General features: G+C 28.9%; 8 protein-coding genes and 1 pseudogene. 5 read left to right on the top strand and 4 right to left on the bottom strand.

All coding sequences use genetic code 11. The annotated features are described in order from the left end of the window. Positions 1-14 precede the first annotated feature (14 nt). Positions 15-329, top strand: a complete 315-nt coding sequence (gene trxA, locus FBF20_RS00730; RefSeq protein WP_002778629.1) for a thioredoxin — start codon at positions 15-17, stop codon at positions 327-329. Between the two features lie 133 nt (positions 330-462). Then, positions 463-1,401, top strand: coding sequence for a thioredoxin-disulfide reductase (gene trxB / locus FBF20_RS00725; protein ID WP_002917406.1), 939 nt, complete (start codon positions 463-465; stop codon positions 1,399-1,401). A 37-nt stretch (positions 1,402-1,438) separates the two neighbouring features. Here trxB and FBF20_RS00720 read toward each other — a convergent pair whose 3' ends face one another. Together FBF20_RS00720 and FBF20_RS00715 are read right to left on the bottom strand one after the other, a co-directional pair. Beyond that, positions 1,439-3,220, bottom strand: coding sequence for a PhoX family phosphatase (locus tag FBF20_RS00720; RefSeq protein ID WP_002917405.1), 1,782 nt, complete (start codon positions 3,218-3,220; stop codon positions 1,439-1,441). Positions 3,221-3,354: 134 nt separating this feature from the next. Then, positions 3,355-5,334: pseudogene (locus FBF20_RS00715) on the bottom strand (methyl-accepting chemotaxis protein). 198 nt (positions 5,335-5,532) lie between these two features. Here FBF20_RS00715 and FBF20_RS00710 point away from each other — a divergent pair. The 3 genes from FBF20_RS00710 to FBF20_RS00700 are packed head-to-tail and all read left to right on the top strand — an operon-like array spanning position 5,533 to position 8,086. After that, positions 5,533-6,423, top strand: a complete 891-nt coding sequence (locus FBF20_RS00710; RefSeq protein WP_002917341.1) for a zinc ABC transporter substrate-binding protein — start codon at positions 5,533-5,535, stop codon at positions 6,421-6,423. A gap of 12 nt (positions 6,424-6,435) precedes the next feature. After that, positions 6,436-7,290, top strand: coding sequence for a metal ABC transporter ATP-binding protein (locus FBF20_RS00705; RefSeq protein WP_002872247.1), 855 nt, complete (start codon positions 6,436-6,438; stop codon positions 7,288-7,290). After that, a complete protein-coding gene (locus FBF20_RS00700; RefSeq protein ID WP_002857348.1) occupies positions 7,283-8,086 on the top strand; it encodes a metal ABC transporter permease in 804 nt (267 codons plus the stop codon). The genes FBF20_RS00705 and FBF20_RS00700 overlap by 8 nt, the downstream gene beginning before the upstream one ends. On the opposite strand, the gene FBF20_RS00695 is transcribed toward FBF20_RS00700, so the two are convergent. Together FBF20_RS00695 and FBF20_RS00690 are read right to left on the bottom strand one after the other, a co-directional pair. Next, positions 8,075-9,406 carry an McrC family protein gene (locus tag FBF20_RS00695; protein ID WP_002858668.1) on the bottom strand — a complete coding sequence of 444 codons (1,332 nt, stop codon included), beginning with the start codon at positions 9,404-9,406 and terminating at the stop codon, positions 8,075-8,077. The two genes, FBF20_RS00700 and FBF20_RS00695, sit on opposite strands and share 12 nt — an antisense overlap. Then, on the bottom strand, positions 9,399-12,011 hold the full coding sequence (locus FBF20_RS00690; protein WP_002917339.1) for an McrB family protein: 2,613 nt from the start codon (positions 12,009-12,011) through the stop codon (positions 9,399-9,401). Before FBF20_RS00690 ends, FBF20_RS00695 begins: the two co-directional genes overlap by 8 nt. Positions 12,012-12,057 lie beyond the last annotated feature (46 nt).

Raw genomic sequence — 12,057 nt, 5'->3', positions numbered from 1 at the left:
AGAAAGGAAAAATTATGGGAAAATATATTGAATTAACAAGTGATAATTTTGCTCAAGCAAAAGAAGGTGTAGCTTTAGTTGATTTTTGGGCTCCATGGTGCGGACCTTGTAGAATGCTTGCTCCAGTTATTGATGAACTTGCAAATGACTTCGATGGTAAAGCTAAAATTTGCAAAGTAAATACAGATGAACAAGGTGATTTAGCAGCTGAATTTGGTGTTCGCTCTATTCCTACGCTTATTTTCTTTAAAAATGGTGAAGTTGTAGATCAACTCGTTGGTGCACAATCTAAACAAGCAATTAGCGATAAACTAAACTCTTTACTATAAACTAAAGGCTAGTATGACTAGCCTTCTTCTTAAAAATTTCAAATTTATACTAAATAATAATTTTTATTAACTACTATTAAGAATAATTTTTATATCATTATTAATAATAAAATTCAATATAAAGGAAATATAAATGTTAGATGTAGCAATCATAGGTGGAGGTCCTGCTGGACTTAGTGCTGGACTTTATGCAACTAGAGGTGGTCTTAAGAATGTAGTAATGCTTGAAAAAGGTATGCCTGGCGGACAAATTACCTCAAGTTCTGAAATAGAAAATTATCCAGGTGTAGCCCAAGTTATGGATGGAATTTCTTTTATGGCTCCTTGGAATGAACAATGTATGCGTTTTGGTTTAAAACATGAAATGGTTGGAGTAGAGCAAATTTTAAAAAATAGCGATGGAAGTTTTACCATCAAATTAGAAGGTGGCAAAACAGAACTTGCTAAAGCTGTGATAGTTTGTACAGGCTCGGCTCCAAAAAGAGCAGGTTTTAAAGGCGAAGATGAATTTTTTGGAAAAGGTGTAAGTACTTGTGCAACTTGTGATGGATTTTTTTATAAAAATAAAGAAGTTGCAGTTTTAGGTGGTGGAGATACGGCTTTAGAAGAAGCTTTATATCTAGCAAATATTTGTTCTAAGGTTTATCTTATCCACCGCAGAGATGAGTTTAGAGCGGCTCCATCTACAGTAGAAAAAGTTAAGAAAAATGAAAAAATAGAACTTATTACTAGTGCAAGTGTAGATGAAGTATATGGTGATAAAATGGGTGTTACTGGGGTAAAAGTAAAATTAAAAGATGGTAGTATTAGAGATTTAAATGTTCCAGGAATTTTTACTTTTGTTGGTCTTAATGTAAGAAATGAAATTTTAAAACAAGACGATGGTAAGTTTTTATGCAATATGGAAGAAGGTGGGCAAGTAAGTGTTGATCTTAAAATGCAAACTAGCGTTGCTGGACTTTTTGCCGCAGGGGACCTTAGAAAAGATGCGCCTAAGCAAGTTATTTGTGCTGCAGGTGATGGAGCTGTAGCTGCATTAAGTGCTATGGCTTATATAGAAAGCTTGCATTAAGATTTTATAAAGTTGCTAAAAGCAACTTTATTTTTATTTAGCTTCCTATCACTCCACCATCAAGTTTTCTTATCATCATTACACTTGATCTTGGTGTTTTTCCATAAGGAAAAGTACTACCTTTCAAACCTTCTCCTGGATGTTGTATGCCTACAAACATTGTAGTATAATCCTCACTAAAAGCAATCCCTGTTAATTCACAAGCAATAGGTCCTGTTAAAAAGCGTCTGATTTCCCCTGTTTTTGGATTTGCTGCTAGCATGCAGTTATTTCCCATACCTTCGTATTCATCTTTATTAGAATAAGATCCATCTGTTTGTATCCAAAGTCTTCCATCTCTATCAAATTTAAGTCCATCAGGAGAATTGAATTTATTTTCACTTGTAATATTATTTGAGCCTTTATATAAGCCTTGTTGGTTATCAGGATTTCCAGCAAGAGCAAAAATTTCCCAAGTAAAATCATCGTCTTTATGAGAATTTTTTGGCATCCATTTTAAAATTTGTCCATAAACATTTTTAGTCCTTGGATTTGCTGCATTAGGTTCTTGGCGATTTTTGTTGTTCGTTAGTGTTGCAAATACCTCTTTAGAACCACTTTGTTTATGGCTTGCTATCCATTCACATCTATCCATAGGAGTTGCACCTACAATGCTTGCGGCAAGACGCGTATTGATGAGTACTTGAGCTTGAGACTTAAAACCATTTTTTTCATCTAGGCCGTTTTTGCCATATTCTAAGGCTATCCATTTTCCCTGTCCTTTAAAATCTCCCACATTGCCGTTAAACTGTCCTACATACAAAGTGCCTTCATCTAAAATTTTACTTGTATCAGTACCTTTTTTGTATTTGTGTTTGCTAACAAATTTATAAATAAATTCATTCATCTCATCATCACCCATATAAACTATAACAGAACCATCTTTTTCTACGATAATTTCTGCATTTTCATGTTTAAAACGCCCTAAAGAAGTTCTTTTAACAGGTGTACTTTTTGCATCAAAAGGATTGATTTCCACTATCCAACCAAAACGATTGGCTTCATCCATATTTTTAGCTAAATCAAATCTTTCATCAAATTTTTCCCATCCATAAAGACTAGTTTTGTTAAATCCATAGCGCTTAAAGGCATCATTAAATTCTAGATTTTCATCTGAACTTCCAAAAAAATTTTCAAAATTTTCTTCACAGGTGATATAAGTTCCCCAAGGTGTTTGTCCATTTGCACAATTTGCAAAAGTTCCATGAACAAATTTTTCATTTTTTAAAACTTCTTTTTTAGCTGCTCCACTTACTTGCATTTTAGTGTTTGCATCGATTCTGCGGTTATACTTAGAGTCTAAAACCACAGTCCAATCATCACCCTTTTTTTCGATTTCTAAGATACTCACACCCACACTGGCTTGTTCATATAAAACATCTTCTTTGCTTAAATTTTTACCATGATGATTAAACATGATTTCAGGATTTATATATTCATTATTAACGGCTAAAATTCCTCTGTTTTTTGAAAGTGGAAAAAAACTCATACCATCATCGTTATCTCCAAAAACCAAATGAGCATTTTTAACCGCATTCATATCGATGATTTTACTTTCATCATAAGGTTTTGCTTTACTAAAAAGTGGATCACCCCAAGAAATTAAAACCTTTGCTTCATAACCTTGTGGTACTATAACTTTATCTTGCGTGCTTGCACTAACAGCTTTAAAACCTAGCAAATCCTTATCCTTAAGCATAGCAGCACTTAAATTTGAACTTGCAAAAAAAGCCACCATAGAACCTAAAGCTGAACCTTTTAAAAACAATCTTCTTTCCATTTGTTTTTACTCCATATTAAAATTTAAAACAATGGAAGTATAAAAATATTTGGAAACTTTTTAGAAACTTTGATGAAAAATTTAAATTGAAGGAAAAATTTATACCTAGTTTTTCACTAGGTATAAATGACTAATTAAAACCTTTTCTTCTTAACATCTTCTAAGATATTATTAGCTATATCACTTACTGTACTAGAAATAATAGCTGATTCATTAGCAATTTCAACATTATCTTTAGTAGTTTGATCAATTTGAGCTACGCTATCATTGATTTGAGTGATACCTGCAGTTTGTTCTTTAATACTTTCTGCCATATCATTGATAGATTGAACAAGTAAATTAGTATTAGCTTCAATTTCTGATAAAGACTTTTGAGTTCTTTCAGCTAACTTTCTAACTTCATCAGCTACCACTGCAAAGCCTCTACCATGTTCTCCAGCACGAGCTGCTTCAATAGCTGCATTTAAAGCTAAAAGATTGATTTGATCTGCAATATCACCTATAATACCTGTAACATTTTTAATCTCTTCAGATTGAGTGATAACATCACTAGTTTTAACTGAAACATTTTGCATAGAAGAAGTGATCTCTTCTAAAGCTGCTGCAGTTTCTTCTAACGATTAAGCTTGAGAATTTGAAGAAGTGGTTAAGCTTTGAACAGCAGTTTGTCATTTTCCACTTTCATTAGCTAAAGCATTAGCAAAGTCTGAACTTTGTTTTAGCATTTTAACTATTTCATCACCTAAAGCATTAGTAGTTAATTCTACACTACCGCTAGCATTTTCTAATTTATTTCTAAAGTCTAAGCTTTTGTATTCTTCAAAAATTTTATGAATAGCATTCATATCAGAACCTACTCTAGCTTGTAAAACATCAAGAAGTTTATTTAGAACATTTTTAAGTTCAATAAGCTGTGGGTTTCTTGGATTAGCAGTAATTCTTGCTGTTAAATTACCACCTTCTACAACTGATACGGTTTGAACTGATTCTTTAACGGCTTGATTGTCTTGTTCTAAACCTCTTTTAGTAGCAAGAATGTTTTCATTGATAGCATTTGAGATTTGTCCAAATTCATCATTACTTTTTACTTCTATAGTAGAAACATTTTTTGTTTTATAGTTGATAAAATCAAAGAATGAAGTTAAACCTGTTTGGATAGCTGCAAGTGGGGAGAGGTATTTTGATACGATGAAATAAAGGAGGATGACGCTAATAATACTTGTAAAAATAACAATCGCAGTTTGTATAAATGCAATTTTATAAACTGGAGCTTCTATTTGTTCTATTGGCTCTCCAACGCAAGCAGTATAAATTCCAGAAACCTTTGTGCATACAGCAAATCTTTCATTACCATCTTTTGGTCTAGTATACTCAAAAGGTTCAAGATCCTCTTTAGTTTTAGCAAGATTTGCAATTGCACTAATATCATAACCTTTTTGTAAAAGAGCTTTGTCTGTAGAAACAAATACTTTATTTTCTTCATCAAATACAAAAGTTCTACCTGGTAAATTTTCAAATTCAGCTTGCAAATCTGCCGCAAGAATATCTACAGCCAAAACCCCTATAAATTTACCATCTTTATAAAGCGGAATAGAATATGTAAAGCAAGGTAAATTTGTAGTTACATCAATATAAGATGGGGTAATATAAAGTTTATTTGTTTTAACTGCTTCTATATAATACTCTCTTGTTCTAGCATCATAATTATCAGCTTTTCCATAAGTTCCAAAATCTAAATTTTTAGCATCAGAGTCTGGATCGCTTACAACAAGTTCGCCATTTGGTTGAGCAATATAAACTGCTAAGAATCTTCCAGCATCTCTAAAATTCTTTAAATCTTTTCCAACATAATGCATTAAAGCATCTTGACTATCTAACTGTTCTATAGGATGCTTTAAAATACTTTTAGCTAAACTTTCAAGAGCTAAAGAATTTCTTGCCTTAAAAGACTCTATAGAATTTTTAGCCGTTTTAACATAATTTATTTCAGCATTCACAACTTCATGAAAAATTGCTTGCTTTACAAATATAAATGTTACAACACCTAAAATTATCAAACACACTACTGCGATTAAATTTGCAATCAGTGAAACCTTCAATTTTACGCTTTTCATAATTTAAGCGCTCCTTTCTAATATTATTTTATAGAGATATCTACATAAAGTTTTAGAATTATAAATTAAAAAATCTAGATTTTTACTTAAATATAAAAGTAATAAAAAATTTTATTTAAATAAATATCGCTTCGAAAATTCTATGTATTAAGCTTAATATCGTTATAATTTAAAAAATTTATATCGAAAGGAAATATTTTGAAAAAAATTATATTATTTATCTTATCTTTAGGGATATTTTATACTTTCACACAAGCTAAAAATTTAGAGCAAGAACAAAATACTAGTAGCAATTTAGTTAGTGTCAGTATAGCACCTCAAGCATTTTTTGTTAAAAAAATAGCTGCAAATACTCTAGATATCAATGTTATTTTGCCCCCAAATAGCAATGAGCATAATTTTGAATTTAAACCAAGTACTATGAAAAAACTTGAAAAAAGTGATATTTATTTCACTATAGGCTTAGAATTTGAAAAAGTTTTTACGGATAAATTTAAACAAAATTTTCCAAAACTTCAAGTTGTAAATATGCAAAAAAACATAGCTTTGATTCAAACTCATGATACACACGAACACTCTCATGAGCATGAACACCACGAACATGAGCATTTTGATCCTCATACTTGGCTAGATCCTATTTTAGTCCAAACTATGGCTTTAAATATTTATGACACCTTAATTCAAAAATATCCACAAAATGAAAATTTATATAAAGAAAATTTAGATAAATTTTTAGCAGAATTAGATAGTTTAAATTTACAAATTGCCTCAAAATTAGAAAAATTAAAAAATAGAGAATTTGTAGTTTATCATCCTTCTTGGACATATTTTGCAAAACGCTATAATCTTACGCAAATTCCTGTAGAAATTTTAGGCAAGGAACCAAAAAGCAAAGATTTGCAAAAACTTATCACTCTAATGAAAGATAAAAATTTAAAAGTCATTTTTGTTCAAAATGGTTTCCCTGAAAATGCAGCAAAAACACTTGCTAAAGAATGTGATGCAAAAATTTACAAAATAGATCATTTATCTTATGATTGGGAAAATGAGCTTTTAAAAACTGCTGATGCCTTTTCTCATAATTTATAATCAGGTTTTTTGATGCTTTTTTTTGAAATTTCTAATCTAAACTACGCTTATGATAATGAAATCATCTTAAAAAACATCAATCTTAGCTATGACAATAAAGACTTTCTCTCTATCATAGGTCCAAATGGTGCAGGAAAATCAACACTCGTAAAACTTATCTTAGGACTTTTAAAATCCAAAAATGAAATCCATTTCAAAGCTCTTCAAAGAAAAGAAATAGGCTATGTTCCTCAACACACTCTAGCCAATCCTAATTTTTGCCCAAGAGTACTTGAAATCGTTCTTATGGGACTTGTAAGTAAAAAAATTTTTGGTTTTTATGGGAAAAAAGATAAAGAAAAAGCTATGCAAGCTTTAAAAAGTGTAGGAATGGAAAAATTTTGGAACAAAACCATTGATTCTTTAAGCGGAGGACAAAGGCAACGTGTTTTTATCGCAAGAGCCTTAGCTAGTGAATGCAAAATGCTTATTTTAGATGAACCTACCGCAAGCGTTGATAACAAGTCTGCTATACAAATTTTTGAACTTCTAAGCTCTTTGCACCAAAAAGGCATGGGAATTTTACTCATTTGTCACGATATCAACCTTGTATTAGCTTATAGCGATAAAATTGCACATTTAAACAAAGAACTTTTCTTGCATACCAACACTAAAGAAAAAGAAAAAAGTTCATTTTTAAAACACTTATACGAAAACCACTCTCATTTTTGTGATGTAGAAATGAGTTTAAATACTTGTTTTTGCGATGAAGAAAATTGCGATAGTAAAAAACTATGCGAACAAGAATTTACAAGAAGAAATTTGAAAAAAACAGAATTTAAAAAAGAAAATTTTTGTTTAAAATTTTCAAAGGAAAATAATGCTTGAAATTTTAAATTTCACCTTTTTTCAAAACGCTTTACTAGGAGCGATTTTAGTCAGTATAGCTTGTGGGATCATAGGTACTTTGGTGATGATAAATCGCCTTTTTTCTATGGCTGGAGGTATAACACATGGGGCTTTTGGTGGTATAGGTATAGCTTTTTATTTCTCTTTGCCTATTTTATTAAGCACGGGAATATTTACTTTATTTTTGGCTTTTTTAGTAGCTTTTTTAGCTAAACGCTATGAACACAGAAGTGATAGTATTATCGCTGTAATCTGGGCTTTTGGAATGGCTGTTGGGATTATTTTAATCGATTTAAGCCCTAGTTATAACACAGATTTAATGGCTTATCTTTTTGGGAGCATTTTGGCTGTAGGAACACAAGATTTATGGCTTATGGCTTTGGTTGATAGCGTGGTGGTGCTTTTGATCTTTTTATTTTATAGACAATTTGAAGCATTAAGCTTTGATGCGGAATTTGCAAAAGTTCGTGGTATCAATACAAGTTTTTTTCATTATCTTTTAATCGCCCTTATGGCTTTTTGTATAGTTATTTCTATACGCCTTGTAGGGCTTATTTTGGTTATGGCTTTACTTAGTATCCCAAGCTTTATTGCTGAAAATTTCACCAAAAAACTTGGCTTTATCATGGTTTTAGCAAGTTTTTTAAGTATGATTTTTTGTGTTTTAGGACTTATACTTAGCTATTATCTTAACCTCTCAAGCGGTGCTTGTATCATAGCTGTAGCTTGTTTTGGTTTTTTAATGCATTTGATAGGCAAATTTTTAAAAAGGTAAAGGTGCAAAACACACTTGCACTTTTATATCTTTTTGCCCTTGTTCTTTAAAATACAAATGTTCGCTTGCCTTAAAAACAAAAAATTTTTCTGCGATTTTTCTTTGTAAATCTTGAGTTTTTTCACATAAAGGATACACAAGTTTAATATCATAAATTTTAAATTTGCAAGCATAAGCAAACATTTGATACAAATCGCTTTGTTCTATACCCTGTTTTTTCTCATCTTCACTATCATTTGGAATTTTCCATTTGGTATCTAGGATCATTTTATTTTCTATATATAAATCAGGCTTTAACATGAAACAATTTTCATCATTTTTTGAGATTAAATACTTTCCATTGTTTTGAACTTTAATATCTTGAGCTGGATTTACTTTTTTTAGCATATAAGCTACATAATCTTCAAAAATTTTCTCCATAGGAAAAAGCAAAGCAAAAGCTTCATTTTTACCATGATAAGGCATAAAACTTTCATTTTTTAAGAAAATTTTACACCACAAAAGCAAGTTTTCATAATAATCAAAATGTCTTGAAATTTTATAACTAAAATCTTTTTCATAATTTTTAGAAAATTCTACCTCATCGAGAATTTGCATAGATTTTATAAGTCTAAATTTATTCAAACTTGTTTTTGATTTTAAAAAATTTAGCGTTGATTTTATCAAACGATTGGGTGCTATATCTAAAACAAACTCATCATTGCTTGTAAAAAATCTTTCTTTGTGTATCAAATTTCGCTTGATATGCTCGTTAAATAGTAATTTTCCCTTTAAAAAAGCCCTATTTTCTTCGCAACTTAGATAAGATCTCATCAAGCCTTTTTTATATACGCTATCAAATTCATCTAAAAACATAGTGATAAACACTTCAAATAAAGGAATTTTAGAACTTTGCAAAGATGAAATTTGCGATTTTTTAAACGGGGAGTTTTTTAAGGTTTTTAGCATATTTATCAAAAGATTTTTAGGATTAAATTTAAAATCTTTTTCATAAAAATCATTATTTTTAGAAATATTGTCTAATTCATAACATCTTCTTAGTTTTTCTTTGTCATGATTTGAAGAACTATCTTCTTTTTTATAACTATCTAAATTCGTGCATTTTGGCAAAATCTCCAAAACCCCGCTTTTAGTCTGTATAATGCCGACATAATTTTTAGCTTTTAAGGAATTTTTGTTTTTAAAGCCTAGAAGATTTTCATTATTTTTTGCAAAGTCTTCTAGCTCTTTATAAAACCCTTCGGCCTTTTCTTTGAAAATTTCTTTTAAATCTTCTTTAGAAAAAGCTTGGTATTCGATGATGGAAAAAATACTATTCATTTTCGTTTTTTAATTTATTTGCTATTTCATCATTATAAATTGCTTGATATATTTCTATTTTATCCCAAATTTTATCATCAAATGAAGCAATATTATAAATACTTCTCTCGCTATTAACACTATCTAGATTTTTTATTTTTTGAAGATATTTATCGTCTTTTTTATCTTCAAAAATCATACCATTATCATTTAAAACCGCATTAATCAAAGCATAATCATTATAAAAATACTCTTGCAAAAGCGGGATAATTTTGTTTTGAAAAACTTTTTTTAACTTTGAGATACTTAAAACATACCAATCTTCTTCATATTCATCTGGCTTAATCCAATTATTTTTATTAAATTTAACAGCTTCACTCATAAAAAATGCATGCCCTATAGTTTTTTCTCTATCTAATAAAAATTCAATTCTTTTATTTATACTTATTAAAATATTTTGAAGTATCTCTGCATAACCCTCTGTTTTAGCATCATCTCCTAAATAATCTTCGTCTTCATTTGGATTTTCTACATCTTTACAAATAAAAACATTATTAAGTAAATCAGAATTAGGCATCATCTCAACAAATTCAAATCTTCTTCTTAAAGCTGTATCAAGAGAAGTTATGCTTCTATCGGCTGTATTCATAGTGCCTATGATATAAACATTTTTAGGCACCCCAAATTCTTCACCGCTATAAGGCAAAGTCACTTTTAACTCTTCTTTTTCACCTATCCTTTTACTAGGCTCTATCAAGGTTATAAGCTCACCAAAAATCTTACTTACATTACCACGATTGATCTCATCGATGATGATTATAAAATTCTTTGTTGTATTATCTTCTGCAATTTCTAAATTGTTAGTGTTATCTTTAGGATTATTTAGATTTATCTTTGCTAATAAATCATTAGAACTAATTCTATATAACTCATAAACGGTTTTTTGCACTAAAATTTTATCATTATTTAAGTCAAGAATATTTATTTCATTATCTTTGGAAATCCATTTAACTTCTCTATAAGTTTGATATTCTCCATCACTATATTTAACATCACTTACAATAACCCCTACACCTTTTATAGTTTTTGAAGTATTAAAAACACATACCAAATCTCCTATTTGCATGTATTCTACAAAACTTATTATACTATTTTTATCATTTGAACCTAAATTTAAAAAACGCTCATCTTTATTTTTTGGAATATCATTCCAACCTATACAAATTTTATTTTTTTCAAAACACTCATCTCTTAATGAAGCATTAACTCCTAAAGAAATTTTCCAAACTTTTGAATTTTTATCAATAGATATATCTTCATTATTTATAATTTTTCTTTTTTTATCCAAAGCTTTTTTACAAAGCTTTTTAAAAATCCCATCTTTTATATCATATTTTACTTCTTGAGAATTTTCATCATTGTCTATTATAGGTTTTATGCCTTCTACAAATTCTTCGTATCCATAGCTTTGATGAAAAGTAGTAAATACTATTTGTCCATTTTTTACATATTCATCAAATAATTTTTTTCTATTTATCCTATCATCTTCGCTTGGAATTTGTATTTTTTCTTCTTTTGATATAATCTCTAAAGCCTTATCTATAGTACGATAAGTTTTTCCTGTCCCTGGAGGCCCATAAAGAATTTGATTTAAGGGTATAATTTTCATATTTGATTCCTCAGATTGCACTCTTTCAGTTATAAAAATATCTTGTTCATAATAATCAATCAAAAAAGCTCTATAATAATTCAATGCACTAGAATACATATTGTTTCCATTGCTGTTTTTTAACTCAAATTCTTCATTTTTATTTAATTTATTTATATTTTGATCAAAACTAAATAAATCACAACTATATAGATTTTCTTTTAAAAATTCTTTTGATATATTTTCTATAACTTGAATATATTTATTTATAGTATTTCTATCTAATTTCTTTTTATTTAAATATTCACTAAATAAATTTTTCATTTTATCTATATAATTTTGGCTATTCATGCCATATTTATTCCATAAAGGAATAGCTATATTTTCTATCATTTTAACTAATGATAAATTTTTATTCTCTAATGATTTTTTATGTATTTGATATATTTTTAATTTTTCTTTAAATTCATTTAAAGATATTAAATCTAAAACATTTTTAGAAAAAATATTAACTATTTTTATATTCTTTACATCTTGATAATGAAAAGCTATTTTCCATTTAATTGCATCCCCAAAATCTATTTTTTCTATAGCTTTTAAATTATTATCTTGACTTGCTTGTATTATTTGTATGATTTTTTCTTTGATATTATTAAATGCTTCATTTTCATTATTGCCATATTTAGCAATCCAAGCATAATTTTGACTATATAATCTACCGTTAGAAGATTCTTTCTGACTTTCATCATTTCTTCTATATATACCAAATTTAAAAGCTGAGCCACCCCAAATACTTCCTAGATTATCCAATTTGCTTTCTATCCAAAAAGTAAAATCATCTCTATTTGGATTATCTTTTTTAATGTTAGTATATTCTTCAAGAGTCATATTTTTAACTTTTTCTAAAGTCCATACTTCTTGAAAATTTAAAAAGCCATCATGCATTTCTTGTAATTTTTTTTCATCTAAATTCCACATTACCAAATCCTTAAATTATGCTATTTTTAAATCATATTTAGATTTC

It is taken from the genome of Campylobacter sp. CFSAN093259 (genome assembly GCF_012889985.1).
In the GTDB taxonomy this organism is placed as follows: Bacteria; Campylobacterota; Campylobacteria; order Campylobacterales; family Campylobacteraceae; genus Campylobacter_D; species Campylobacter_D jejuni.
This window is presented reverse-complemented; position numbering and strand designations above follow the sequence as displayed.

Excerpts from the sequence above, each read along its gene's own strand:
- FBF20_RS00690 (WP_002917339.1), bottom strand. The coding sequence starts at position 12,011 with ATGTGGAATTTAGATGAAAAAAAATTACAAGAAATGCATGATGGCTTT.
- FBF20_RS00705 (WP_002872247.1), top strand. The coding sequence starts at position 6,436 with ATGCTTTTTTTTGAAATTTCTAATCTAAACTACGCTTATGATAATGAA.
- trxA (WP_002778629.1), top strand. The coding sequence starts at position 15 with ATGGGAAAATATATTGAATTAACAAGTGATAATTTTGCTCAAGCAAAA.
- FBF20_RS00695 (WP_002858668.1), bottom strand. The coding sequence starts at position 9,406 with ATGAATAGTATTTTTTCCATCATCGAATACCAAGCTTTTTCTAAAGAA.
- FBF20_RS00720 (WP_002917405.1), bottom strand. The coding sequence starts at position 3,220 with ATGGAAAGAAGATTGTTTTTAAAAGGTTCAGCTTTAGGTTCTATGGTG.
- trxB (WP_002917406.1), top strand. The coding sequence starts at position 463 with ATGTTAGATGTAGCAATCATAGGTGGAGGTCCTGCTGGACTTAGTGCT.
- FBF20_RS00700 (WP_002857348.1), top strand. The coding sequence starts at position 7,283 with ATGCTTGAAATTTTAAATTTCACCTTTTTTCAAAACGCTTTACTAGGA.